General features: G+C 66.2%; 23 protein-coding genes. 12 read left to right on the forward strand and 11 right to left on the reverse strand.

Features of this window, described 5'->3' with window-relative positions:
• Positions 1-8 precede the first annotated feature (8 nt).
• Genes QBJ92_RS05775 through hpnI form a run of 5 tightly spaced genes read right to left on the reverse strand, consistent with a single transcriptional unit; the run spans position 9 to position 4,573 of the window.
• On the reverse strand, positions 9-905 hold the full coding sequence (locus QBJ92_RS05775; RefSeq protein WP_277968735.1) for a ferritin-like domain-containing protein: 897 nt from the start codon (positions 903-905) through the stop codon (positions 9-11).
• 15 nt (positions 906-920) lie between these two features.
• A complete protein-coding gene (hpnK, locus tag QBJ92_RS05780) occupies positions 921-1,745 on the reverse strand; it encodes a hopanoid biosynthesis-associated protein HpnK (RefSeq protein WP_277968736.1) in 825 nt (274 codons plus the stop codon).
• A complete protein-coding gene (locus QBJ92_RS05785; RefSeq protein ID WP_277968737.1) occupies positions 1,742-1,939 on the reverse strand; it encodes a hypothetical protein in 198 nt (65 codons plus the stop codon). The genes hpnK and QBJ92_RS05785 overlap by 4 nt, the downstream gene beginning before the upstream one ends.
• Positions 1,940-1,952: 13 nt before the next feature.
• Entirely contained in the window at positions 1,953-3,398 is a 1,446-nt protein-coding gene (gene hpnJ / locus QBJ92_RS05790; RefSeq protein WP_277968738.1) for a hopanoid biosynthesis associated radical SAM protein HpnJ, read from the reverse strand.
• On the reverse strand, positions 3,395-4,573 hold the full coding sequence (hpnI, locus tag QBJ92_RS05795; protein WP_277968739.1) for a bacteriohopanetetrol glucosamine biosynthesis glycosyltransferase HpnI: 1,179 nt from the start codon (positions 4,571-4,573) through the stop codon (positions 3,395-3,397). Before hpnI ends, hpnJ begins: the two co-directional genes overlap by 4 nt.
• Positions 4,574-4,755: 182 nt before the next feature.
• On the opposite strand from hpnI, the gene hpnA reads away from it, so the two are divergent.
• From hpnA to QBJ92_RS05830, 7 genes are all read left to right on the forward strand, one after another.
• Positions 4,756-5,730, forward strand: coding sequence for a hopanoid-associated sugar epimerase (hpnA, locus tag QBJ92_RS05800; protein WP_431358372.1), 975 nt, complete (start codon positions 4,756-4,758; stop codon positions 5,728-5,730).
• Positions 5,731-5,923: 193 nt separating this feature from the next.
• Positions 5,924-7,087 carry a glycosyltransferase gene (locus QBJ92_RS05805; RefSeq protein WP_277968741.1) on the forward strand — a complete coding sequence of 388 codons (1,164 nt, stop codon included), beginning with the start codon at positions 5,924-5,926 and terminating at the stop codon, positions 7,085-7,087.
• Positions 7,084-7,923 (forward strand): squalene synthase HpnC, encoded by an 840-nt coding sequence (hpnC, locus tag QBJ92_RS05810; protein ID WP_277968742.1) that lies wholly within the window; start codon positions 7,084-7,086, stop codon positions 7,921-7,923. The genes QBJ92_RS05805 and hpnC overlap by 4 nt, the downstream gene beginning before the upstream one ends.
• Positions 7,920-8,759, forward strand: coding sequence for a presqualene diphosphate synthase HpnD (hpnD, locus tag QBJ92_RS05815; protein ID WP_277968743.1), 840 nt, complete (start codon positions 7,920-7,922; stop codon positions 8,757-8,759). Before hpnC ends, hpnD begins: the two co-directional genes overlap by 4 nt.
• On the forward strand, positions 8,756-10,024 hold the full coding sequence (hpnE, locus tag QBJ92_RS05820) for a hydroxysqualene dehydroxylase HpnE (protein ID WP_277968744.1): 1,269 nt from the start codon (positions 8,756-8,758) through the stop codon (positions 10,022-10,024). Before hpnD ends, hpnE begins: the two co-directional genes overlap by 4 nt.
• Before the next feature lie 10 nt (positions 10,025-10,034).
• Entirely contained in the window at positions 10,035-12,095 is a 2,061-nt protein-coding gene (locus QBJ92_RS05825; protein ID WP_277968745.1) for a terpene cyclase/mutase family protein, read from the forward strand.
• Positions 12,092-12,850: a phosphorylase gene (locus QBJ92_RS05830; protein WP_277968746.1), complete on the forward strand. Its 759-nt coding sequence runs from the start codon at positions 12,092-12,094 to the stop codon at positions 12,848-12,850. Before QBJ92_RS05825 ends, QBJ92_RS05830 begins: the two co-directional genes overlap by 4 nt.
• Positions 12,851-12,889: 39 nt before the next feature.
• On the opposite strand, the gene QBJ92_RS05835 is transcribed toward QBJ92_RS05830, so the two are convergent.
• From QBJ92_RS05835 to ispH, 3 genes are all read right to left on the reverse strand, one after another.
• Positions 12,890-13,207 (reverse strand): hypothetical protein, encoded by a 318-nt coding sequence (locus tag QBJ92_RS05835; RefSeq protein WP_277968747.1) that lies wholly within the window; start codon positions 13,205-13,207, stop codon positions 12,890-12,892.
• 73 nt (positions 13,208-13,280) lie between these two features.
• Complete coding sequence (hpnH, locus tag QBJ92_RS05840) at positions 13,281-14,426, reverse strand: adenosyl-hopene transferase HpnH (RefSeq protein WP_277968748.1); 1,146 nt, start codon at positions 14,424-14,426, stop codon at positions 13,281-13,283.
• 8 nt (positions 14,427-14,434) lie between these two features.
• Positions 14,435-15,394, reverse strand: coding sequence for a 4-hydroxy-3-methylbut-2-enyl diphosphate reductase (ispH, locus tag QBJ92_RS05845; RefSeq protein WP_277968749.1), 960 nt, complete (start codon positions 15,392-15,394; stop codon positions 14,435-14,437).
• 295 nt (positions 15,395-15,689) lie between these two features.
• On the opposite strand from ispH, the gene QBJ92_RS05850 reads away from it, so the two are divergent.
• Together QBJ92_RS05850 and QBJ92_RS05855 are read left to right on the forward strand one after the other, a co-directional pair.
• Positions 15,690-16,295: an ABC transporter substrate-binding protein gene (locus QBJ92_RS05850; RefSeq protein WP_277968750.1), complete on the forward strand. Its 606-nt coding sequence runs from the start codon at positions 15,690-15,692 to the stop codon at positions 16,293-16,295.
• A gap of 53 nt (positions 16,296-16,348) precedes the next feature.
• Positions 16,349-17,365 (forward strand): MlaA family lipoprotein, encoded by a 1,017-nt coding sequence (locus QBJ92_RS05855; RefSeq protein WP_277968751.1) that lies wholly within the window; start codon positions 16,349-16,351, stop codon positions 17,363-17,365.
• 75 nt (positions 17,366-17,440) lie between these two features.
• Here the strand turns inward: QBJ92_RS05855 and QBJ92_RS05860 are convergent, their stop codons facing one another.
• The 3 genes from QBJ92_RS05860 to QBJ92_RS05870 form a co-directional block, all read right to left on the reverse strand.
• Complete coding sequence (locus QBJ92_RS05860) at positions 17,441-20,029, reverse strand: MMPL family transporter (protein ID WP_277968752.1); 2,589 nt, start codon at positions 20,027-20,029, stop codon at positions 17,441-17,443.
• A 3-nt stretch (positions 20,030-20,032) separates the two neighbouring features.
• Positions 20,033-20,518: a DUF2141 domain-containing protein gene (locus QBJ92_RS05865; protein ID WP_277968753.1), complete on the reverse strand. Its 486-nt coding sequence runs from the start codon at positions 20,516-20,518 to the stop codon at positions 20,033-20,035.
• Between the two features lie 62 nt (positions 20,519-20,580).
• Positions 20,581-21,366 (reverse strand): hypothetical protein, encoded by a 786-nt coding sequence (locus QBJ92_RS05870; protein WP_277968754.1) that lies wholly within the window; start codon positions 21,364-21,366, stop codon positions 20,581-20,583.
• Positions 21,367-21,526: 160 nt separating this feature from the next.
• Between QBJ92_RS05870 and QBJ92_RS05875 the strand changes: the two genes are divergently transcribed.
• Genes QBJ92_RS05875 through QBJ92_RS05885 form a run of 3 tightly spaced genes read left to right on the forward strand, consistent with a single transcriptional unit; the run spans position 21,527 to position 24,401 of the window.
• Positions 21,527-22,231, forward strand: coding sequence for a DUF4129 domain-containing protein (locus QBJ92_RS05875; RefSeq protein ID WP_277968755.1), 705 nt, complete (start codon positions 21,527-21,529; stop codon positions 22,229-22,231).
• Positions 22,228-23,448 carry a hypothetical protein gene (locus QBJ92_RS05880; RefSeq protein ID WP_277968756.1) on the forward strand — a complete coding sequence of 407 codons (1,221 nt, stop codon included), beginning with the start codon at positions 22,228-22,230 and terminating at the stop codon, positions 23,446-23,448. Before QBJ92_RS05875 ends, QBJ92_RS05880 begins: the two co-directional genes overlap by 4 nt.
• Positions 23,430-24,401, forward strand: coding sequence for an AAA family ATPase (locus QBJ92_RS05885; protein ID WP_431358371.1), 972 nt, complete (start codon positions 23,430-23,432; stop codon positions 24,399-24,401). The genes QBJ92_RS05880 and QBJ92_RS05885 overlap by 19 nt, the downstream gene beginning before the upstream one ends.
• Positions 24,402-24,425 lie beyond the last annotated feature (24 nt).

A 24,425-nucleotide genomic window follows, 5' to 3' on the forward strand; every position in this document is an offset into this window, starting at 1 on the left:
ACCGCGCGTCATTCCCGTGCGGGTTTCTTGCCCATGAAGCGCAGCACCAGCCGGATCATCCCCGGCACGAACTTCGGGCGGATCAGGCGCGGGTCATAGACCGCGAGCCGCCGATCGTTTTCTGCGAGGCAGATCGCCGCCAGTTCGGGGAATTCGATCTCGACGCCGAGCTCCTTCGAGCCGTTGAGCGTAAAGTTATTCTCCTGCGCCTTGGTATTGTCGTCGCCCATGCCCTTGGCCATGTCGATCCGTTCCCAGATCAGCGCGATCCACACCGCCCAGACCTTGAGCTCGAACCACGGGCGGCGCCACAGCGGCATATTGCGCCGATGCCACGCGACCCAGTTGACGAAGAACAGGATGTGGCGGCCTTCCTCGCGCATCACCGGCTCGAACGTGTCGATCAGTTCTTCCGGGAAAAAGCCGGTGTCCTTGGCGACCTTGAACAGCCCGAAGCCGAAGAAGCTGTCGATGCATTCCGAGAAGCCGGTGCGCATGAACGCGAACTCCGGATCGCGCGGGCGCAGGTAGGGATCTTCCGGCTTGAGCTCGATCCCGTAGAAGGTGACCATGTCCGCCAGCACGATCTTGTGGCGGCTTTCCTCATAGGCGTTCATGTCGATCGCATCACGCAGCAGCGGGTCGCTGATTTGCTCGCCGTACGTCTTGACGTTCATCCCTGCGCGCCCCTCGGTCGCAACCGCGATGTCCCAGATCGGCAGCGAGACGATCCGGTTGCGCGTGACGTCGTCGAGGACCGGCCAGTCGATCAGCGCCGGGCGATAGGGATCGTGCGTGTCCAGCATCGTCCGGCAGAACAGCGTCTTGTGTTCGGGGCTGCCGAGCTTGACGCGGACGCCGGGGGCGGGGCCTGCCGGGGCGATCGATTTGGCATGGAAATTCATCGGGGCTCTCCCGGTTCAAAAATCGGCGAAACGCGCCAGGGTGATATGATTGTCGGAAACGATGTCGCGCGCAACCGGATCTAGCAGCGCCGCAAGTTCCGCCTCGTACTGGTAGGTCGGGGCGGACAGGGGATAATGCGCGGTCGCGGGGTGTAGATAGATCTCGCTGACGCCCTCCGGAAGATGCCGCAGCACGCCGCGCAACCGTTCGGTGTACATCGCGCCAGACCAGGCAAGGCCGAACGTATGGTCGGGGACTTTCATCCCGCCACGGCGCATCTGCCGCTGGACGCGCTGGGCGAAGGGCTTGGCGATATGGAGCCCGGTCGCTTTCTCGAACTGCGCCAGCACAACGCGCGGTTCGACCGGCGCGCGGACCTTGGTCATCCCGTGGCGTTTGCCGACCTTGAGCAGCGTCGCGGCGATGACCGGGTGGAGGTGCATGTGCTTGTGCGAATTGACGTGATCGAGCGGGAGCCCGGTCGCTTCGAACAGCGCGAACTGCGCGTCGATCTCCGCTTCGAGCTGACGACGAACCGATGCCTTGCCGACGAGGGCGAGTGCGACCGGAAGCGTTTCGATGCGGAATTGCCCGGCATCGTCGACCAGATCGGGAATCTGTTCCGGCGGCAGCGCCGGCGGGGTTTCCGCGAGCGCGACGTGGAGGCCGACTCCGAGCGTCGGGGTGCGCTGCGCCCGCGCGACCGCATCCATCGCGGCGGCACCCGTCACCATCAAGCTGGTTACCGTAAGAATCCCCTCACGGTGTGCCTGCTCGACCGCAGCGTTGACCTCGACCGAGACGCCAAAATCATCCGCGGTGACGATCGCGATCTTCACGCCCGCGCAAACCCGTAGAATTCGGGGTCTGCGAGCACGCCTTGCGCGACCCGGCGCGGATCGGGCGCGGCGACGAGGCGCAGCAACAGGACCATCGCATCCATGTCGCGCGCCTCGACCGCGGCGTTCCATGCGTCGAGCCGCCCGGTCGCTTCGAGCCGCTCGTTGACCGTCATACGGGCCATCGTCGTCATCGAACCGAACCCTTTACACTGCCTCTTTGCGACGCCGCAGGAAGTCGAAGAACTCGACGCCTTCGCGCAGGCGGCGCTTCATCATGTCCCAATCGGTCAGCATCTCGCGGACGATTTCCCAGATCTTCGACGGGCGGAAGTAGAAGCGCTTGTAGAACTCCTCGACCTTGTCGAAAATCACCGTCGAGGACAGATGCGGGTAGCTGAGCTGCGCGATCTGGTTGCCGCCGTCGGTGAGCAATTCGTGCGAATTGTCGAACCAGCCGTTCTCGGTCGCCTGCTTGTACAAGAAGGTGCCGGGATACGGTGCCGCGAGCGACACCTGGATCGTGTGCGGATCGATTTCCTTGGCGTAGTTGATCGTCTCCTCGATCGTCTCGAGCGTCTCGCCCGGGAGACCCAGGATGAAGGTGCCGTGGATCACGACGCCAAGCTCGTGGCAATCCTTGGTGAACTGCCGTGCGACGTCGGTGCGCAGGCCCTTCTTGATGTTGTGGAGAATCTGCTGGTTGCCACTCTCATAGCCGACGAGCAGCAGGCGCAGGCCGTTCGCCTTCAGCACTTCGAGCGTCTTGCGTGGGACGTTGGCCTTTGCGTTGCAGCTCCACGACATCTTGAAGCCGGGCTTGCCGAAGCCGAGCTTGCCGAGCGCGATCGCGAGTTCCTCGACGCGCGCGTGGTTGTCGGTCAGCGTGTCGTCGTCGAAGAAGATCTCCTTGGTCTCGGGGATCTCGCGGATGATGTACTCCACTTCCTCGATCACCTTGGCGACCGAGCGGAAGCGGTAGGTGTGCCCGCCGATCGTCTGTGGCCACAGGCAGAAGGTGCAACGGCTCTTGCAGCCCCGCCCGGTGTAGAAGCTGACATACGGATGCAGCAGGTAGCCGCCGAAATATTTGTCGATCTGCAGGTCGCGCTTGTAGACCGGCGAGACCATCGGCAGCGAGTCCATGTCCTCGATCATCGCGCGGTCGCGGTTGCGGATGAACGCGCCGTCCGAATCGCGCCAGGTGATGCCGTCGACTTCACGCAAAGGCTTGCCCTGCGCGATCTCGAGGATCGTGAAGTCATATTCCTCGCGTGCGACGAAATCGACGTCGGGCGTGGCGGCGAGGCTCTTGTCGGGCTCGACCGCGACCTTCGCGCCGACGAAGCCGATCAGGATCCGCGGGTTGCGCTGCTTGATCAGCGCGGCGGTGCGGATGTCCTGGTTGAACGACGGCGTCGAGGTGTGGAGGATCACGAGGTCGCGATCGTCGAACTCATGCGCGATATCGTCCCACGACTGGTCGTGCGCGGGCGCGTCGATCAGCTTGGAGCCCTCGACCATTGCCGCCGGCTGCGCGAGCCAGGTCGGATACCAGAAGGATTTGACCTCCCGCTTCATCTGGTAGCGCGCACCCGCGCCACCGTCGTAACCGTCAAAAGACGGCGCCTGGAGGAAAAGCGCCCGCATCATGCCCGTTGCTCCGCATTCTCAATCTTGTGCGCCGCAACAATGCGGCCTTCAGTCTTCATTGTAAGGGTCGCGCCGCGCCAATCAACCGATCGGACGAAGAAGCTCGCGATATAGATGGCAAAACTCATGCCATCATGTGCGAGCGCCAACCCCAACGAAGCGATGCGCCTCCCTACAGTCGCATCGACGCTTCGCACAACCACCAACCGTACGATCGCTGCAAGGGCGAACAGCACCAGCCCCGCCGCGGGCCAGTACAGCATCGCGAGCACGGCGACCGGCAAGGGGAGCCCGATGATACTGCCGACGTACGGCCAGAAGGCGACATCGCGCACCGTCGCGCCCCAGCGGAGTTCGTGATGCCACAGCGCGGACAGGCTGGTCTCGTCGAAGGCGTGGTCGACCAGCATCGGCGGCAAGACGATCGAGAGCCCGAGGGCGCGGACCGCTTCGCCGATCGCATAATCGTCCGCCAGCTTGTCCGCGAAACTGCCGAAGCCGCCGATCCGCTGCAAGGTTTCGCGCGTCATCGCGATGGTCGATCCCATGCACGGCGTGGCAAGTTTGTTAGCGACGCCGAACACCAGCCCGAGCATGAACTGGTAACTCACGCCCGCCGCACCGAGTCGCGACCAGAACCCCGCGTCACCGCGCCCGGCGTAGATGCAGGTGACGATTCCGACGTTCGGGCGATCGAGTGCGCGAAGCAGTTGTCCGAGATAATCCGGCGCTACCGCGATATCGCTGTCGCTGAGCACGACGATGCCGTGCCGGATGAACGGCTCCATGTTGACGAGGTTGGAAATCTTGCCGCTTGCGCCGTGGACCGTGCCGTCGACGACGAGCTGGATGTCGGCGTCCGGATGCGCCAGCTTCAAAGCCTTGACCACTGCGATCGCTGGATCATCGGCGCGCTGGATTCCGCAAAGCAACTGGATCGGCCCGGCATGATCCTGCGCGAGGAAGCTGGCGAGATTGTCGTACAGCCGCGGTTCGTCGCCGTAGAGCGGTTTGAGCAGCGTAACGGCATCATGCCGGACAGGCGCCGGCGTGGCGGCAGCGAAATAGTGTCGGAAGATGAAAGCGGCGGCAGTGCAATAGATGATGCCGAGCGTCGCCACCACGATTGCCAGCCAGCCCAGTGCGGCTCCAAGAAGATGCAGGATGTGGATCACGGTGCCACCCCGTAGCCTCGCCCGAATGACGGGGATAGGCACGCCGGGGTGAAAAAGCTGTCATGTCCGGGCTGGTGCGGACTTTGTTGCTGGAAGATTGCGCGAGATTGTTTGCGCTTGCGGCGCGGCGTTCTACAGCATCGCCGCATGGAGGCTGTTTGAGCAATCAACCTATTACGCTGGTGACCGGGGTATCCGGCTTCGTCGGTTCGGCGGTCGCGCGACGGCTGGCCGCAGCGGGCACACGTGTGCGCGGGCTGGCGCGCGCGAGCAGCGCGCGGACCAACCTAACCGATTTTCCGGGAGAAATCGTCGAGGGCGACGCGCGCGACCCCGCCGCGATGGCGCGCGCGATGGCGGGGGTAAGCGATCTGTATCACGTCGCGGCGGACTATCGGATCTGGGCACCGGATACCGAAGAGATCGTCCGCAACAACCGGGTGAGCACGCAGACCGTGATGCAGGCGGCACTCGACGCAGGCGTCGCGCGGATCGTCTATACCAGCAGCGTCGCCACGTTGCGCCCGGATCATGGCAAGGCCTCCGACGAGACCCGTCCGGCGACGCCGGAGCAAGCGGTCGGCGCGTACAAGCGGAGCAAGGTCGTCGCCGAACGGCTGGTCGAGGCGATGGTACGCGAGCAGGGGTTGCCCGCGGTGATCGTCAATCCGTCGACCCCGATCGGGCCACGCGATGCACGCCCTACGCCGACCGGGCGGATCATCGTCGAGGCGGCGTCGGGACGGATGCCTGCGTTCGTCGAGAGTGGATTGAACCTGGTGCATGTCGATGACGTGGCGGACGGGCATATCGCGGCGATGGCGCACGGGGTGATTGGCGAGCGCTATGTGCTTGGCGGGCAGGATGTATCGTTGCGCGAGATGCTCGCGAGTGTCGCGGCGATCGTCGGGCGCAAGCCGCCGACGGTGCAGATCCCGCGTGCGCCGCTGTTTCCGCTGGCGTGGGTCAACGAGCGGATTGCGCGGGTGACGGGCAAGGAACCGTTCCTGACGCTGGATGCGCTGCGGATGGCCGCGCACGACATGTATTATTCGAGCGCGCGCGCCGAGGCGGAGCTGGGGTATCGCGCGCGACCGTACCGCGTGGCGCTGGAGGATGCGGTGGCGTGGTTCCGGCAGGCGGGGATGCTGGCGTGATTGCGTTTTCCGGTAGTTGGCAGAGTGGTGAGGGACATACAGTGCTTTCCCCCTTCCCTGTAAGGGCGGAGCCGTGGGTGGGTTGGCCCGTTTCGGCGTCTGTCCTTTCCTCAGGCCGACCCACCCCCGACCCCTCCCTTTCAGGGAGGGGAGGAGACGGGCGCGGCTCTTCGTGGTCGTTGGGGCGTGGACAGTGATCGCGCTGGGGATTGCGCTGCTGTCGCTTGCGATCTGGCTGGTGCTGGTCTTTGCGCGCGATGGCTTCTGGCAGACCGGCGAGCGCGATACGTCTCCGCTTGCTCTCCTTCCAGCATGGGAAGAACACGCGACGTGGCCTTCGGTCGTCGCGATCGTGCCGGCGCGCGATGAGGCCGATGTGATCGCGCGGTCGATCGGGAGCTTGGCGGCGCAAGACTATCCGGGTGACTTCCGGATCATTCTCGTCGACGATTCGAGCAGCGACGGCACCGCCGCGATCGCGCGCGGCGCGGGCGGCGAGCGTGTGCAGGTGGAGACGGGCGCGCCGCTGGCAAACGGTTGGACCGGCAAGCTGTGGGCGGTTTCGCAAGGAATTACCGCGGCGGGCGACGTGCCCGATTATCTCCTGCTGACCGACGCCGACATCGCGCACGCTCCCGATACGCTGCGCACCCTCGTCGCACGCGCCGTTGCGGAGGAGCGCGTGCTCGTATCGCTGATGGCGCGGTTGCGCTGCGAGAGTCTCGCGGAACGCGCGCTGATCCCTGCGTTCGTATGGTTTTTCCAGATGCTGTACCCGTTTGCGGCGGTGAATCGGCGCGGCAGCGGGCGGGGCGCGGCGGCGGGGGGCGTGATGCTGGTCGAGCGTCAGGCGTTGCAGGCGGCAGGCGGGATAGCGGCAGTGCGGTCCGCGCTGATCGATGATTGCGCGTTCGGCGCGTTGATGAAGACGCAAGGGCCGGTCTGGCTCGGCCTGACCGATCGCGCGATCAGCATCCGGCGCTACGACAGCTGGGATTCGGTCGCGCAGATGATCTCGCGCTCGGCGTATGCGCAGCTCAACTATTCGCCGGTGCTATTGGCGGGCACCACGATTGGCCTCGCCATCACCTATCTCGCCCCGCCGCTGCTGACGATCTTCGGGCAGGGCGCGGTGCGGATGACCGCGATCGCGGCCTGGGCATTGATGGCGCTGGCGTTTCAGCCGATGTTGCGCTTCTACCGACGCTCGCCACTGTGGGGACCGGCTTTGCCGTTGATCGCGACTTTTTATGCCGGATGCACGCTGCTGTCGGCATGGCAGCATGTCCGCGGGCGTGGCGGAATGTGGAAGGGGCGTGTCCAGGCGGCACGCCACGAGGAAGGCTTGCCGTCATGACCGCTGCGACGCTCGCCTCGGGCAAGGGGCATAAGGACGAGAATTTTCCGGTCGCTTCGGTGCTGCTCAAGAAGGCGCATCGCGCGCCGGTGATGGCCTTCTATCATTTTGCGCGCGCGGCCGACGACGTGGCGGACAATCCCGCCGCCTCGGCGAACGAGAAGCTCGCGCTGCTCGGCACGATGCGCGCGACCATCCTCGGCCACAGCGACGACGAGGCGACTGCGCTGGCGCTGCGGGAGACGATGGCGACGCACAGCCTGTCGTCGCAGCATGCGACCGACCTGCTCGTCGCGTTCGCGCGGGATTGCACGGTCGACCATTATGACGACTGGCCGGCGCTGATGGAGTATTGCCGCTATTCGGCGATGCCGGTCGGGCGCTACGTCCTCGACGTGCACGGCGAGGATCACGCGACCTGGGCGGCGTCGGATGCGCTGTGCGCGGCGCTGCAGGTGATCAACCATGTGCAGGATTGCGGGAAGGATTACCGTGCGATCCGGCGGGTCTATCTGCCGCGCGAGATCCTCGCGCAGCATGGTGCCCGCGTCGAGGATTTGGCGGGGACGGCGGCAACTCCGGCACTGCGCGCGGTGATCGCAGATCTCGCGACTCGGACCGATGCGTTGCTCGCGCAGTCCGCCGGGTTCGCCCGGCAGATTCACGACCGTCGGCTTGCGGCGGAGGTCGCGATCATCCACCGGCTCGCGGTGAGCCTCAACGCACGCCTCAAACGGCGTGACCCGTTGTCGCAACGTGTTCACCACCGTGCGCCCGAGGCATTCGGCCTCGCGGCGTTGGCGGCGGTCACGCAAATGGTTAAAGGGCGGGCATGAACCCGAAGGCGACTCCTGCACAACTGCAAGCGCAAGTCTCGGGCAGTTCCTTCTACGCCGGGATGCGCGTGCTGCCCAAGGCCGAGCGCGACGCGATGTACGCGGTCTACGCGTTCTGTCGACAGGTCGACGACATCGCCGACGACGAAGGTGGCAAGCGCGAGGATCGCGCGGCGGCGCTGGCGGCGTGGCGTGCGGATATCGAGTCGCTCTACGCCGGCGGGGCACCAGGGCAGGCGGTGCTGATCGCGGATGCGGTCGCGCGCTTCGATCTGGCGAAGGAAGACTTTATCGCGGTCATCGACGGCATGGCGATGGATGTCGAGCAGGACATCCGCTGGCCGGTGTTCGACACGCTCGACCTCTATTGTGACCGAGTCGCATCGGCGGTCGGACGGTTGTCGGTCCGGATTTTCGGGATGGACGAGCGTCCCGGCGTGGACCTCGCTTATCATCTCGGCCGAGCGCTGCAGTTCACCAACATTCTGCGCGATATCGACGAGGATGCGACGATCGGTCGGGTGTACCTGCCGTACGAACCGCTCGCCGCGGCGGGGGCCGTGTTCAGCGATCCGCTTATTCTCGTCGCCGACCCGCGGATCGACGGCGCGTGCCGGATGCTGGCGGCCAAGGCGCACGCGCATTTCGCCGCGGCGAAGGCGATCCTGGCGACGCGGCCGCGCGGGCATCTGCTGGCGCCGCGGTTGATGGCGGCGGTGTACGAACCGATCCTGAAACGGATGGAAAGCGCCGGCTGGAATACGCCGCGCAAGCGCATCCGCGTCAACAAGCCTGCGCTGCTGTTCACCGTCCTGCGGCTCAGTCTGTTCCGGTGAGGCCCAGTCCGAACCCGCCGCGCGTCCGCATCGTCGGCGCGGGGATGGCGGGCCTGTCCGCCGCGGTCGAGCTGGCACGGGCGGGCGTGTTGGCGACGGTCGTGGACGGCGCGGCGCAAGCGGGCGGACGCTGTCGCAGCTATCACGATCCGCAGCTCGGACGGACGATCGACAATGGCAATCATCTCGTCCTTTCGGGGAACAAGGCGGTGCATCGCTATCTCGACACGATCGGCGCGAGCGATCGGCTGAGCGGGCCGAAGCACGCCGACTTCGCCTTTGCCCATATCACGACGGGTGCGCGCTGGTCGGTGCGGATCAACGACGGCCCGGTGCCGTGGTGGATTTGCCGCGACGGGCGACGCGTTCCCGGGACGACGGTGCGCGACTATCTGCGGCTGGCGGGGCTGAGCGGGGGGAGGGTCGATCAGGTCGTCGCCGATCGCGTCGATCCGCACGGGCCGGTGTGGGACAAACTGATCGATCCGGTGTTGCTGGCGGCGCTCAATACGGCGTCCGCGACCGGCTCGGCGCGACTGACTTCGCGCGTCATTCGCGAGACGCTCGGTCGCGGCGGGCGCGCCATGCGGCCGCAGATTGCCGAGCCGACGCTGGCGGCGGCATTCGTCGATCCCGCGCTTGCCTGGCTTGCGGGTAAGGGCACGACGGTCTCGCTTGGCACGCGGTTGCGCGCGCTTCAGACCGACGGCGACCGGGTCGTCGCGCTCGATTTCGGACGTGGCCTGGAAACGGTCGCGCCGGACGAGACGATCATTCTCGCGGTGCCGCCGTGGGTCGCGGCGGACCTGCTGCCCGATTTGATCGTCCCCAACGACTTCCGCGCGATCGTCAACGCGCATTTTGCGATCCAGCCGCCGACCGGCGTGCAAACGATGGTCGGTGTGCTCGGCGGTACGGCGGAGTGGATCTTCGCCTTTCCCGATCGCATTTCGATCACGGTCAGCGCGGCGGACCATCTGGTCGATCGTGACCGGGCCGAGCTTGCGCGCGCCTTCTGGGCGGATATCGTTGCGGTGCACGGCGGCCCGGCGGAGATGCCCGCGTGGCAGATCGTCAAGGAAAAGCGCGCGACGTTCGCCGCCACGCCTGAACAGGACGCCCGCCGCCCGGAGACGCGGACGCAGTGGCGCAACCTGTTCCTTGCTGGCGACTGGACGCAGACTGGCCTGCCCGCGACGATCGAGGGGGCCATTCGGTCGGGCGAAGCCGCTGCCCGCTTGGCGCGGACAGCGATGCTCGGCTAAGGCCACGCACATGGGACTACAGACGCTGAATCTTGACCGTGACGATCTCGTCGCCGCTGCCGACGCGACCGCGTCGCGCGCGGCTGCTGCGCTGGCGGGGCGCCAGAAAGATGACGGGCATTGGGTGTTCGAGCTCGAAGCTGATGCGACGATTCCGGCGGAATATGTGCTGCTGCGGCATTACCTCGGCGAGCCGCGCGATGCCGAGATCGAGCGCAAGATCGGCGTGTACCTGCGCCGGATCCAGTCGGCCACGCACTATGGCTGGGGGTTGTTCCACGGCGGTGCGTTCGACGTCAGCGCAAGCGTGAAGGCGTATTTCGCGCTCAAGATGATCGGCGACGATGTGGACGCGCCGCACATGGCGCGTGCGCGGGCGGCGATCCATAAGGCGGGCGGTGCAGCAGCGGTCAACGTGTTCACGCGGATCCAGCTGGCGCTGTTCGATTGCGCGCCGTGGAGTTCGGTACCGACGCTGCCGGTCGAGCTGATCCTGCTGCCGCGCTGGTTCCCGGTGCATCTCTCCAAGATGTCCTATTGGGCGCGCACCGTGATCGTGCCGTTGCTGGTGCTCGCGGCGAAGAAGCCGGTCGCGCGCAATGCCTCGGGCGTGCGAGTCGATGAGCTGTACACCGCAAAACGCGCGAAGCTGACGAGCAAGGCGGCGGGGACCAAGGCGGGCTGGACGCGCTTCTTCAACGGGCTCGATGTCGTGCTCAAGCGCGTCGAGCGATTGTGGCCCAAGGGGACACGCGCTCGCGCGATCGACGCTTGCGTGACCTTCGTGACCGAGCGGTTGAACGGCGAGGACGGGCTCGGTGCGATCTATCCGGCGATGGCGAACAGCGTGATGATGTTCGATTGTCTGGGCTATCCCGAGGACTATCCCGCGCGGGCGGTGGCGCGGCGGTCGGTCGAGAAGCTGCTCGTGGTCAAGGACGACGAGGCTTATTGCCAGCCGTGCGTCTCGCCGGTGTGGGATACTGCGCTCGCAGCACATGCGATGCTTGAGGCGGGCGGCGAGGATGCCGAGGCGCGGGCGGCGGCTGGGCTTGCTTGGCTGAAGCCGTTGCAGGTGCTCGACGTGAAGGGCGACTGGGCCGACGAGAAGCCCGATGTCCGGCCTGGGGGGTGGGCGTTCCAGTATAATAACGCGCATTATCCGGATCTTGATGACACTGCCGTGGTGGTGATGGCGATGGACCGGGCGGTTCCTTTTAGCCCCTCCCCTTCAGGGGAGGGGTTGGGGTGGGGCCGTGCAGCGCACCAGACGTCAGGGCAAGGTGATACGGCCCCACCCCCAACCCCTCCCCTGAAGGGGAGGGGCGAGAACTACGACCACGCCATCGCACGCGGGGTCGAATGGACCGTCGGCTTGCAAAGCAAGGACGGCGGCTGGGGCGCGTTCGATGCGGACAACAGCTATCACTATCTCAACAACATTCCCTTTGCCGATCACGGCGCATTGCTCGATCCGCCCACCAGCGACGTGACCGCGCGCGTCGTGTCGATGCTCGCGCAACTCGGTGAGCCGATCGACAGTCCCCGCATGGCGGCGGCGATGGGCTTCCTCGAAAAGGAGCAGATGCCCGATGGCAGCTGGTTCGGGCGCTGGGGGGTGAATTACATCTACGGCACCTGGTCGGTGTTGTGCACGCTCAATGCTGCCGGGCTCGACGGGCGGCATCCGATGGTGCGCAAGGCGGCGGACTGGCTGCTTCACATCCAGAACCTCGACGGTGGCTGGGGCGAGGACTGCGACAGTTATGCGCTCGATTACAAGGGCTACACGCCCGCGCCGTCGACCGCGTCGCAGACCGGCTGGGCGCTGCTCGCGCTGATGGCGGCGGGGAAGGTCGATCATCCGGCGGTCGAACGCGGCGTGCGCCACCTGATCGCGACGCAGGACAGCGAGGGGCTGTGGGGGCAGGAGTTGTACACGGGCGGCGGATTCCCGCGCGTGTTCTACCTGCGGTATCATGGCTATCCGGCGTACTTCCCGCTGTGGGCGGTGGCGCGCTATCGCAACCTCAAACGCTCGAACAGCGCGCGGCCGGCGTTCGGGATGTGAGCGTGCTCGTCGCCTGCGGGCTGGTGCGCGAGGCGGCGATCCTTGCGCGGCCGGGGTTCGTGGTGGTGGCGGGCGGCGGGGATTCCGCGCGGCTGGAGCGGGAGCTCGAGGCGGCGGTTGCGGGAGCTTCGCTGGTGTTGTCGTGCGGGGTGGCAGGGGCGCTGGACCCGGCGTTGCGCGCGGGGGATGTGGTGGTGGGGACGCTTGCCCCTACGTCCTTCCTCGGCGAAGGCCGGGGCCCGGTCGAGGAACAGAAGAGCCTATCGCGTGGCGTTTCCTTGCAGCCACCCTCGCTCCTCGGCCCCGGCCTTAGCCGGGGAAGCGCGTTTGTTGAGCGGCTCCTTCAGACCTTGCCCAACGCGCATCGCGGCACTGTCGTGGGCGCGGACAGCATCATTGGCTCCGTCGCCGAGAAAACCGCGCTCCATGCCGTCACCGGCGCGATCGCGGTCGATATGGAATCGCACATCGCCGCCCGCGTCGCCGCGCGACACGACCTGCCGTTCGCGATTGTCCGCACCATCTCCGACAGTGCCGACCACGCGCTGCCCCCCGCGGCGCTGGTGGGGATGAAACCCGATGGCGGCGTGGCGCTCGGGGCGATTCTCGCGTCGCTTGCGCGCAACCCGGCGCAGCTGCCCGCACTCATTCGCATCGGACGCGATGCGGGGGCGGCGTTCAAGGCGCTGGGGCGTGCGTTTGATCTGATGGAGGCGCAGGGGTTTGCGCAGTTCGTCTCGCAAGTGGCCCCATAATCCCTTCCCGAAACGAACGGGGAGAGGGACTGCCACTGCCTACCGTAGCGGACCGGTATCTGCGCGCGGGACAAGCCGCACGATCCACTTGGGATAGCCTTCGGGAGCGAGCACGATGTCGGGTAGAGCGACCGGATCGTTCCCGGTCTCGACCCAGCCCGCGCCGTGGCAATGATCGCAGATCACGCGTTTGCAACGGAAGCTGACCAGATCGATCTCGCTGTTCCACTGGCCAAAGCCGTGACAAATCGGGCACCGCGCATCGAGCATGCCGTTGCGATGCTGCAGCGGGACCACGTCGAATGCGTGCGGGCTATCGGGTCCGTCGCAAAGGACGATATTGCTGGCGTGGGGCATTGCGATCAAACGCCTTGATGGGAAGATGGCTCCCCGGCCGCCGCCCGCTCGGGCGACGGCCGCAGACGGTCCATCAGGCCGCGCGTTGGGTGCGCTTGTAGCCTTCAGGATCCGCCGCCTTGATCTTGGCGAGTTCCTGCTCGACGTGAAGCGAATGGACGTCGGTCGACTTGCGCGCGTGGCTCAAATCGATGTCGGGCGCCATCGGCCCCTCGGTCTTCACGCCCTTGCGCCCGATGGTGAACATCTTGAGCGGGTGACGGATCGAGTCGCTAGCCGCAGTGCCTTCGAACCCGCAATGGACCATGCAGTTCGAGCACTTCTCGTATTTGCCGACGCCATACTGGTCCCAGTCGGTGCCTTCCATCAGCTGTGCGAACGTGTCGACATAGCCTTCGCCGACGAGGTAGCACGGCTTCTGCCAGCCGAAGACGGTGCGCAGCGGCATCGACCAGGGCGTGCACTCATACGTCTGGTTGCCCGCGAGGAAATCGAGGAACAGCGGCGAGTTGGTGAAGGTCCACGCCTTGCCGCCATCGCCCTTGCGGAACACGTCACGAAAGAAGTTCTTGGTCCGCTCGCGCGTCAGGAAATGCTCCTGGTCGGCGGCGCGCTCGTACGAATAGCCCGGCGAGATGGTGATCTCGACGCCGCGCTTCTGCATTTCGTCGAAGAAGCCCGCGAGCCGGGTCGAATCCGCCCCGTCGAACACGGTGCAATTGACCTGGACGCGGAAGCCCTTGGCCTTGGCCATTTCGATCGCTTCGATCGCAACTTCATAGGTGCCGGCCTGATCGACCGCATGGTCGTGCATGCCCTTGTCGCCATCGAGATGGATCGACCAGGTGAAGTAGGGCGACGGCTTATAGTCGTCGATCTTCTTCTTCATCAGCAGTGCGTTGGTGCAGAGGATGACGAACTTCTTCTTGGCGATATAGCCCTCGACGATCTTGGGCATGTCGCGGTGGAGCAGAGGCTCGCCACCTGCGATCGAGACCGCGGGCGCGCCGCATTCGTCGATCGCGTCCATGCACTGGTCGAACGACAGGCGCTGGTTGAGAATCGCATCGGGATAATCGATCTTGCCGCAGCCGGGGCATGCCAGATTGCAGCGGAGCAGCGGCTCGAGCATCAACACAAGCGGGTATTTGCCGCCCTTGATGTGGTTCTTGAGGGTATAGGCGCCGATGCGCGCCAGCGGGGCGATGGGGAGGCTCATGTCGGCTCCTATGCGCTGATTACAGCAGCTTGGGTAGGGGTAGGCACATCGCGCAACTCGCGCGGAAGGCCGAACTGGATCGATTCGTCGACACCTGCGAGCTGGCTGACCTCGACCGGGCCGAGCTTGCGCAGCGCGGCGATCACACTGTCGACCAGCTCGTCGGGCGCGGATGCGCCCGCGGTTAGGCCGACGCGTTCGATGCCGTCGAACCACGCCGGATCGATCGCGCTGCCATCGGCGACGAGATAGCTTGGCAGCCCTTCGTCCGCACCGAGATCACGCAGGCGGCTTGAGTTCGAGCTGTTTTCCGACCCGACGACGAGGATCAGGTCGGCGACCTTGCACAGGTCGCGCACCGCGCTCTGGCGGTTCTGCGTCGCGTAGCAGATTTCGGAAACGTCGGGGCCGATCAGGTCGGTGAAGCGGTTGCCGAGCGCCGCGATCACGCCGCGCGTGTCGTCGACGCTCAGCGTCGTCTGCGTGATGTAGGCCATCGGCGTATCCAGCGGCAGGTCAAGCGCGGCGACGTCCTCCTCGGTCGAGACGAGGTGGACGTGGACGTCCACTTGTCCGCGCGTGCCAATCACTTCGGCATGGCCTTCGTGGCCGATCATCACAAGCGTCCGCCCGGCCTTGGCATAGCGACGCCCCTGCAGATGCACCTTGGTGACGAGCGGGCAAGTTGCGTCGAACACGGGCAGGTTGCGGCGCTTTGCCTCTTCCTCGACCGTGCGCGCGACGCCGTGCGCGCTGAACACCGTCATTGCGCCTTCGGGAACCTCGTCCAGATCCTCGACGAACACAGCACCCTTGTTCCGCAGCGTATCGACGACGTGGCGGTTGTGGACGATCTCGTGCCGGACATAGACCGGGGCACCATAACGATCGAGCGCGCGTTCGACGATCTCGATCGCGCGAACAACGCCGGCGCAGAACCCGCGCGGGTTGGCGAGAATCACTTGCAAGCTAAAACCTTTCCGTCCGCTTTCGTGTCGAAACCGGGGTTCGGGCCATAGACCGCCCGGGCTGGTTCGTCACGCACGCCCCCAAGTAGATATTCTAGCCGCGCCGCAACATATGCGAAAGGAGGAAATCTTTATCCTTGATCGCAATGTCGAGATGGCGTGCAGGGTCGTCAGGGGATCCGCGTCCAGCTTTGGCCGTTCATCCCGGCTACAGCGGTTTGTGCTACCGCCCACGGGATGATACCGGCCTCACCCGGAGGGAGGGGCGTCGTCCCTTTCGCCAAGGAGTTTCTGCATGACTTTCCCTATCCGCTCCGTCGTGACCGGCGTGCTGCTGACCGTTTCCGCGCCCGCTCTGGCGCAGGCTGCTGATCCTGCGCGGGCGCCCGTGCAGATGCTCGATGAAGGGCTGCTCGCGATCATGAAGGGCGGGAGCGGCATGGGCCAGCAAGGGCGGATCGCGAAGATCGGTCCGGTGGTCGATCAAACGTTCGACATTCCGCTGATCACGCGGCTGTCGGTCGGCCCCGACTGGGTCAAGGTCGCACCGGCGGATCAGACCGCGCTGGTGGCGGCGATGCGGCGGATGACGGTGGCGCAATATGCCAGCAATTTCAGCAGCTGGTCGGGGCAGAGCTTTACCATCGACCCGAAGGTTGAAACGCGCGGTGCGGATAAGCTGGTCCGTACGACGTTGTCCGCGCCAAAGGACGATGCGGTGCCGATCGCTTATCGTCTGCGCCAGAGCGGCGGCAAGTGGCGCGTGATCGACGTTTATTACCGCAACGCGATCAGCCAGCTCGCGACCCGTCGCGCGGATTTTGCGGGCGTGTTCGCAAAGGGCGGGGCGAAGGCGCTGATTTCGCATCTCGACGCGCTGGCCGCCAAGAGCGATCGCTGAACAGAGTGCGCGTTCGGGGGGGAAGCAGCACACTGGCGGTCGCGATCGTGATGATGGCAACGCCGATGACGGCGGCGGCGCAGGAAACCGTCGTGGCACCGGCGCCGGTCGGCACGATCACGCGCGCCGCGGCGCGCGCGCAGGCGTCGGCCGCCGTAGTGCGTCCGCATCATGCGAAGGGAGACCCGCTCGAGGGGTTCAATCGCAAGATGTTTTCGATCAACCAGGTGTTCGACCGGATCTTCTTCCGGCCGGTCGCGATGGTTTACAAGACGATTGTCCCCAACTTCGCGCGTAAGGGCATCCGGCATTTCTTCTCGAACATCGGCGAGCCGCTGGTGTTCGCCAACGACGTGCTCCAGCTGAAACCGAAGCGCGCGGTGAAGACCCTCGGGCGGTTCGTGGTCAATTCGACGATCGGGGTCGGCGGGTTGCTCGACGTCGCGAAGACGCGCGACTTCCGCTTGCCGCACCGGGACAACAGCCTGGGGGATACGCTCGGGCATTACGGGGTAGGGCCTGGGCCATACCTGTTCCTTCCATTCCTCGGGCCAAGTACGTTTCGGGATTTGCCGGCAGGCGCTGCGGAGGCGCAGGCGTTGCCGGTCGTGATCGGGTCGCCGTTCGACCGGGCCGAGTTCCGCATTCCGCAAGCGGTGCTGACCGGGCTCGACCTGCGGGTCGAATCGGATGCGCCGCTCAAGGCGCTGACGGCGAGTGCGATCGACCCCTATGCGACGTTGCGCTCGTCCTATCTGCAGGACCGCGCGGGACGCATTGCGGCGACGCATGATGCGCGTGCGTCAGGCACAACGAGCGATCCGCTGGCTGATCCGCTTGCGGATCCGTTGGCAGATCCCGCGAATGGGGCGACGGCTCCCGTTACAGGGGCGGCTTCGCCTGATTTGCTGGCGGATCCGCTCGCCGATCCTGCGGCCGGGCCGCGGGTACCTGCGCCTGCCGCGGGATCGCCCGTCGCCGGGTTGGCCGCGCCGAAACCTGCGGATCCGTTGGCAGATCCGTTGCAGGATCCTGCCATACCCCAGGCTAACGCACCCCAAGCCCGGTAACGGCGCACCATATCGCAGCGGCGATGGGACGGCCTAGTGAGAATGAAGGCGCGTGACCCTTCGGCTGCATCGCGTTCACGCCTTCTTGCGCGGCGGCCCCAGTAGCGCGGGTTCGAAGATCAGCGCGCATACCAAGGTCCAGGCGAGCGAGATCATCAGGATCTTGCCCATGCTCGCGGTGCCCGGATGATGCGACAACCACAGGCTGCCGAACGCGCTTCCCGTCGCGAGTGCGCTGAACAGGACCGCACGCGCAAGGCTCGACTGCAGCAGGTCGGTCGCGCCACCGCGCCATGCCATCACGAAATAGATGTGGAACGCGACCCCGACGCCGAACAGCAGCGGGAAGGCGATAATGTTGGCAAAGTTGATCGGCTGCCCGATCAGCACGCAACTCCCCAGCGTCAGGAACCCCGACAGCACGACCGGCGCCAGCGTGAAGGCAACTTCACGCCCGTCGCGCAAGACAATGAACAGCAGAAGGCTGACCAGCGCAAGCGCGAGAACGCCTGCCTCGACGAATGCCCAGGCCACGGTCTTGGCCGCCTCCTGCGTCGCAACCGGCAGGCCACTCGCGGTCGGCGCAACCGTGTGGACTGCTGCGGTGAAGCGGCGTAGCACCGCATTGTCGTTGCTGTCGCCTTTCGGGAACACCTGCACGAGTGCGCGACCATCCTTGGCGACCCAATTGCCAGCAATCTCCGGCGGGAGCGTCTCGCGGGTCACTGCCTCGGCCTGGAGCGCAGAGCGAATCTGATCGAGCATCGTACCGAGCGGCGGGACGAGCAGCGCAGTCGCGGCGGCGCGCAGCGCGGGCTTTCCTAATGCAAGCCGTTCGAACGCGGTTGCCAGCCGGGTCGCATCGGTTGCTGCGGTGCCGGGATGCGCAGCGGCTGCGGCGCGCAGATCGGTCGCGGTCTTACGCAGCGCCGCGGCGTTCTCAGCGTCTGTCGGTGCGGTGGCGAGATCGAACGGATTGATCGTCGCATCCAGTAACAAGGATGCATCCTGGATCAAGGCGAGCTTCGCGTCCTGGTCCTGTGGGACATAGCCGTCGACCGAAACCGCTTCGGCAACCTCGGGAAGCACCGACAGCTTCGTCCCGAGCGCTTTGGCTGCCGATGCATTTGGCATAAGGATATTGATCGTGTTCGGAGTGCGTAACGGATCGCGCATCAGATCGACGAGCGCGCGCATTGCCGGGCCGTCCTTGGCGCGCAGGTGAAGCGGGTTGAAGTCGAACTGGACGAACGGCAGCAACGCGATGCTGCCCGCCATCGACAGCGCGAACGCCCCTAATACCGTCTTGCGATGGGTATGCAGCCAGCGATCGACCGGTGCCGCTTCGGCGAACCCGACCTCGCGGCGCGGGGCGCCCGGTTTCAACAGCATCAACAGCGCCGGCAGCACCGTCACGCTCGCGGCCAGCGCGACCAGCATCCCGAGACCGGCGATGATTCCCAGTTCCGCGATGCCGACATAGTCGGTCGGCAGGAACGCCCCGAACCCGAGGAACACCGCCCCCGCCGCCAGCGCGAGCGGCGCGCCGAGTGCGCTGGCGGCGCGTTCCAGCGCGGGACCGGTCGTTGCCCCTTCGAGCCGTTCGGCGTTGAACCGCACCGCGATCTGAATCCCGAAATCGACTCCCAATCCCACGAACAGCGGGATGAACGCGACCGAGATGAGGTTGAGCGCACCCACCGCCAGCAACCCGAGCGCGGTCGTCACCACCAGTCCCGCAACGATCGTCAGCAGGATCGCCGCGACGATCTTCGCCGAGCGCACCGCGAACCACAGGGTCACCAGCATCGCCAGCGCCATCACCGCGCCGACCCAGCCGATATTCTCCTCGAGCGTAGCGAATTCCTCGTCCGCCAGCGGTACTTCTCCGGTCGTTCGGACGGTCACGCCGTGTGCGGGGTCGAGACCTAATTTCGCAGCCTCGGCGGTAATCGCGGCGACCGCATCCTCGCCCGGCTGGAGCGCGCCGTAATCGAGCCGTGGTTGCGCGAGGATCAGGCGGCGGCGTGGCGGGGCAGTCTGGCCGGTCCCGGCGAACAAGTCCTGCCAGGAGAAGTAAGCGGGTTTCCCCGCCGCCGACGCATCGAGCGCATCCGCCATCGTCCGCATCGGCCGGGCGATCCGCGACAAGGGGATGTCCCCGCGGTCAACGCCGGTGAGCATCGTCGAAAACGCTTCCGCGATCCCGCGAAGCGACGGGTCGCTGGCGAGCGGGCCGAGCAACGGCTGCGCTTCGATCAACGCCTTGGTCGATCCGCGCACCTCGCCGACCGAACCGAAAAGAAGTCCTTCCCGGTCGAAATAGGCACCGCCGTCGGGGCGCTGGACGCTGCGGAAGTGGCTCGTATCGGCAGCGAGCGCGGTCGTCAGTTTTGCCGTCGCGGCTTCCGCGAGTTCCGGGGTCTTGCCGTCAACGACGACCAGCAACACGTCCTTGAGCTGCGGGAACGCCTGCTCGACCGCCTTTTCCTGTTTGCGCCACTCGATCGTCGGGGAGATCAGCGCGGCGGTATCCGTCGTCATCGCGAAATGCCCGGCGGCGTACAGTCCGGCCGCGGCGACCATCGCCAAACATAGGCCGAGGACAGCGAACGGGGCGCGGACGCCGAAGCCGACGAGGCGTTGCAGCAAGCGGGCGATCATCGCTTACGGCCGGTCAGCGGGGGCGGACGAGGCGGGCGCGTTGGGTCCGATGAAGTAGCGTAGCTTCAATCGAATTGTCCGTTCCTGACCGTCGTAATCGAACACCGCCTCTTCCCATTTGGGGGGCGCCATGCGGATCTTGGCATCGTTCGAGAAGCCGACGCCTTCTTTCGGAATACCGAACAGCGCCCGATCGACCTTGCCGTTGCCGTTCTGGTCGTAGGAAACCTGCGCGGCATAACGGCCGGGCTTGATGTTGCGCAGCGTCACGGTCGTCAGCCCGATGCGCGGCGGCGCCTCTGCCATGATCGGGCAATCCTTGAGGAACTGCGCCTGGGTGCAGAGGTCAACATGGACCCGACCCGTCTGCGCGCGGACATTGTCCACCTGAACGTGCAGAATGCCGGCAGCGGGCGCCGCGCCGATCGTGAGCAGTGGGGCGATCGGCAGCAGAACCTTGAGGCGAAGCGGGAGAGGCAGCGAAGTCATTACGCGCCTCTAGCCCGGATTGCGTCCCAGATTAAGGCAGGATCGGCACGCCGGGTCGCGGGTCAGGCGAAGATGTCGGACAGTTGCTCGATCTGCGGGCCGTCCTTCCAGTCGCGCAGCTCGACATAGAGCGACGTCTGAATCGCCGCGACGACGGCGGTGCTCAGCGTCGTCGACAGCGCGCTGAAGACCGACGAGAGCGTCACAAACCCATCGAACCCGCGCGGTGCAGCGGCGGGGAAACCCGTGACCGCAACGGTCACGATCCCCACGGCCGCGATCAGGACGTAATAGAGTATGAGCATCACCAGACCGATCCCGAACACGTTCCAGCGCGCGCCGCGCGTGAGGAAGGCGCTGCGTCCGAACGCACCGAACACGCCCGTGCGGTCGATCACCAGCGCCGGCACCGCAACCGCCCAGGCGAGGTACAGCAGCACGCCGGGCACGATGAAGAAAGCGAACCCGAGCAGTAGCGCGAAACCCATCACCACCCCGAGCGCGAGCAGCGGCACGGCGAAGCGCAGGCCCGTCGCGACACACGCGCCAAAACCAACGGTCCGATGATCGCTGTGCGCTATCGTGGCGCGGACCAGCCCGCCCTGCGCGAGTTGGGTCAGGACGAAGCTTGCCAGATAAAGCCCGCCGACCAGCACCGCATTCGTTCCGAAATCGCGCGTCGGCCCCATTCCGACCTGCCACAGGTTGAGCACAGCGATCGGCAGCGCGCTGAACAGGAAGGCGATGCCGAACATCGTCCCGGCATTGGCACCGAGCGCGGCGAAGGCGCGATTGAAGACCCGGCCGATCGACATGCGACGGTCGGACGCTGAGGCTAGGCTGGCCATGGAAATTCCCCGAGAGACATCATGATCCTGCCGCGTGATGCCAGGCGGAGCAACCGGTTTCGGTGCTGCGGCACCGGCAAACCCATTTTGCCGATTGCGCGGTTCGGCGGTTGGTTTAGGTTCGGCGCCGTAGCGACAATTGCGGCCCGGGGAGTGCCAAGTGAGCGGGGGAACAGCGCAACACGCCGCCGCCGCGAGCGACCGGTTCGCCGCCGCGCACGCGGCGCTCAGGGCCGATCCGCAGATGCAGTTCACGCTCAGTCGTGCTCCGGCACCCCGTGAGCCGCCCGCGTGGTTGGGACCGTTCCTGCGCTGGCTTGGGCATGTGCTCGAGCCGTTGGCGCGCTTGCTTGGTTGGATCAGCCGACAGATGCCGGCGGCACCCTATGCACGGATATTCTTGTGGGGGGTGATCGCGATCCTTGCCGTGCTGCTGGTGTGGGTGGCGTATCAGCGCATCCGGCATGGCGAATGGCGTTGGCCACATCGCCGCCGGGCGCGCCAGACCGAGCCGGTCGGGGACGACCCCGACTGGCATCCCGACGCAGCGCCGGCCCAGGCCTGGCTGCGCGAGGCGGACAGGCTGGCGGCGGACGGACGCTATGCCGAAGCGGTGCACGTGCTGCTGATCCGGTCGGTCGACGACATCGCGCGGCGTCGCCCACACGTCGTGAGGCCAGCGCTTACCAGCCGCGAACTGGGCGACGCTGAAGCGGTGCCGCCAGCCGCACGGCGCCTGTTCGCGGGGATCGCCGCTCTGGTCGAGCGCAGCCTGTTCGGCGCGCGCCCGGTCGACGCGACCGATTGGGCCGGTGCGCGTGCCGCCTATGAAGACTTCGCGTTGCCGCAGGCGTGGCGCGGATGAGCGACGTGGGAGTGGCTCCTGGGAAGTCGAGCGACGCGGAGGGCCCCTTCGACGTCCGTACGGTTGCGATCCTCATCACGGTCGGCATCGTCGCTTTCCTCGCGATGGTGGTGCTCGGGGCATATGCGCCCGACTTGCGATCCGGCCGCAACGGCGGCGCACATGCTCTTTCGACGGCGGCGGTGGGGTTCGGCGGGATCGTCCGGCTGGCGGAAGCGACCGGGCGCAACCCGCGGATCATCCGCAACCCGAAGATGCTCGATACCGAGGATCTGGTCGTCCTGACCCCCGAAAGCGGCGCGACCGACATGACCGAGGTGTTAGCCCAACGGCGCGTCAAACCGACGCTGGTTGTACTCCCGAAATGGGCCGCGACCAAGGATCCCCGGCATAGCGGATGGGTCAACGTCGCCGCGCTGCTGCCGCTCGGCGAACCGCAGGGCGTGCTGGCACCGCAATATCCGCTGGTGGTGACGCGCTACCGCAGTGGCGGACGGCCGTTGAAGGGCTTGGCGTGGATGCCCTTGAGCCTGCATTTCGCGGCGCCGCGGGCGGTCCAGACGATCACCGGGCCCGACGTTCGACCGCTGTTGACCGATGCCGCCGGGCATGTCGTGCTGGCGCAGATCGGGACACATCCGTTCTACGTTCTCGCCGATCCCGACCTGCTGTCGAACGTCGGGATGCGCGATGCGTCCCAGGCGCGCGCCGCGCTCGACCTGCTCGACTGGCTGAACTCCACGGGCGCGGAGTCGATCGTGTTCGACGTGACGCTGAACGGCTTCGGGCGCTCGCCCAGTCCGCTGAAGCTGCTGTTCGATCCCCCGTTCCTTGCGATGACGTTGGCGGTGGCGGCGGCGGTGCTGCTTGCGGGAATCCAGGCGACCGCACGGTTTGGAGCGCCGCGTCGGCGCCCTCGCGCGATCGCGTTCGGCAAGGCGACGCTGATCGACAATGCCGCAGCGCTGGTGCGCAAGGCCCGGCGGCAGGGAACGCTCGGCGCGCGCTACGTCGATGTCGTGCGGGATCGCGCGGTCGGGGTGTTCGGCGTGCCGGCACGGCTGCACGACACCGCGCTCGACCACTATCTCGACGCGCTGACCGGGCGTCCGCGCTTTACGGAATTGGCGGAACAGGCGCGTGTAGCGCGGCACCCCCGCGACATGCTCGCGGCGGCGCAGGCGCTGCATCATTGGTTATGGGAGAAGACACGGTGACCGTAGACGACGTACGCGGGCTCGCGCAGGCGATCCGGCAGGAAATCGGCAAGGCCGTGGTCGGGCAGGAGGCGAGCGTCGACATTCTGCTGGTCGCGCTGTTCTCGGGCGGACACGTGTTGCTGGAAGGTCCGCCGGGGACCGCCAAGACGCTGCTCGCGCGAACCTTCGCGCGGGTGGTGGGGCTCGATTTCGGGCGGATCCAGTTCACGCCCGATCTCATGCCCGGCGACATCATCGGCGCGAACCTGTTCAATTTCCAGACGAGCACCTTCACGCTGACGCGGGGACCGATCTTCACCGATCTGTTGCTGGCGGACGAGATCAACCGCACCCCGCCCAAGACGCAGGCCGCTCTGCTCGAGGCGATGCAGGAGCGCACCGTCACGATGGACGGCGAAAGCCTGCCGCTGGGCGCGCGCTTCATGGTGGTCGCCACGCAGAACCCGATCGAGCAGCAAGGCGTCTATCCGTTGCCGGAGGCGCAGCTCGATCGCTTCCTGTTCAAGCAGACCGTCGATTATCCGTCCGCTGCCGAGGAGCGCCGTATCATCGCGACGCACAGCGCGCAGCAGCAGGCGATGGCGCCCGAGGAATGGGGCGTCGAACCCCGGGCGAATGCAGAGACCATCGGAGCGGCGATCGACACGGTGACGAGCGTGCGGCTGGTCGACGAGGTGATCGACTATATTGCGGCGCTGGTGCGTGGCACGCGCGGGGTGGCCGATCTTGAAAGCGGCGCGTCGCCGCGTGCGGGGGCGATGCTGGCCGGCGCGGCGCGCGCGCGGGCGGCGATCGATGGGCGCGATTTCGTCATTCCCGACGACGTCAAGGCGCTAGCGCCCGCGTTGTTGCGGCACCGCCTGATCCTGTCGCCTGCCGCGGAAATCGACGGACGGACGGTGGAAGACGTCGTCGCGCACATCATCGAAACGATCGAAGCGCCGCGGTGAGCGGGGCGGTCGGGTCTTCTGCGG

The sequence above is a fragment of the Sphingomonas echinoides genome (assembly GCF_029623395.1).
GTDB classification, from domain to species: Bacteria; Pseudomonadota; Alphaproteobacteria; order Sphingomonadales; family Sphingomonadaceae; genus Sphingomonas; species Sphingomonas echinoides_A.

Excerpts from the sequence above, each read along its gene's own strand:
- QBJ92_RS05775 (WP_277968735.1), bottom strand. The coding sequence starts at position 905 with ATGAATTTCCATGCCAAATCGATCGCCCCGGCAGGCCCCGCCCCCGGC.
- QBJ92_RS05785 (WP_277968737.1), bottom strand. The coding sequence starts at position 1,939 with ATGACGACGATGGCCCGTATGACGGTCAACGAGCGGCTCGAAGCGACC.
- hpnJ (WP_277968738.1), bottom strand. The coding sequence starts at position 3,398 with ATGATGCGGGCGCTTTTCCTCCAGGCGCCGTCTTTTGACGGTTACGAC.
- hpnC (WP_277968742.1), top strand. The coding sequence starts at position 7,084 with ATGACCGCTGCGACGCTCGCCTCGGGCAAGGGGCATAAGGACGAGAAT.
- hpnD (WP_277968743.1), top strand. The coding sequence starts at position 7,920 with ATGAACCCGAAGGCGACTCCTGCACAACTGCAAGCGCAAGTCTCGGGC.
- QBJ92_RS05825 (WP_277968745.1), top strand. The coding sequence starts at position 10,035 with ATGGGACTACAGACGCTGAATCTTGACCGTGACGATCTCGTCGCCGCT.
- QBJ92_RS05835 (WP_277968747.1), bottom strand. The coding sequence starts at position 13,207 with ATGCCCCACGCCAGCAATATCGTCCTTTGCGACGGACCCGATAGCCCG.
- hpnH (WP_277968748.1), bottom strand. The coding sequence starts at position 14,426 with ATGAGCCTCCCCATCGCCCCGCTGGCGCGCATCGGCGCCTATACCCTC.
- QBJ92_RS05850 (WP_277968750.1), top strand. The coding sequence starts at position 15,690 with ATGACTTTCCCTATCCGCTCCGTCGTGACCGGCGTGCTGCTGACCGTT.
- QBJ92_RS05855 (WP_277968751.1), top strand. The coding sequence starts at position 16,349 with ATGGCAACGCCGATGACGGCGGCGGCGCAGGAAACCGTCGTGGCACCG.
- QBJ92_RS05860 (WP_277968752.1), bottom strand. The coding sequence starts at position 20,029 with ATGATCGCCCGCTTGCTGCAACGCCTCGTCGGCTTCGGCGTCCGCGCC.
- QBJ92_RS05865 (WP_277968753.1), bottom strand. The coding sequence starts at position 20,518 with ATGACTTCGCTGCCTCTCCCGCTTCGCCTCAAGGTTCTGCTGCCGATC.
- QBJ92_RS05870 (WP_277968754.1), bottom strand. The coding sequence starts at position 21,366 with ATGGCCAGCCTAGCCTCAGCGTCCGACCGTCGCATGTCGATCGGCCGG.
- QBJ92_RS05880 (WP_277968756.1), top strand. The coding sequence starts at position 22,228 with ATGAGCGACGTGGGAGTGGCTCCTGGGAAGTCGAGCGACGCGGAGGGC.
- QBJ92_RS05885 (WP_431358371.1), top strand. The coding sequence starts at position 23,430 with ATGGGAGAAGACACGGTGACCGTAGACGACGTACGCGGGCTCGCGCAG.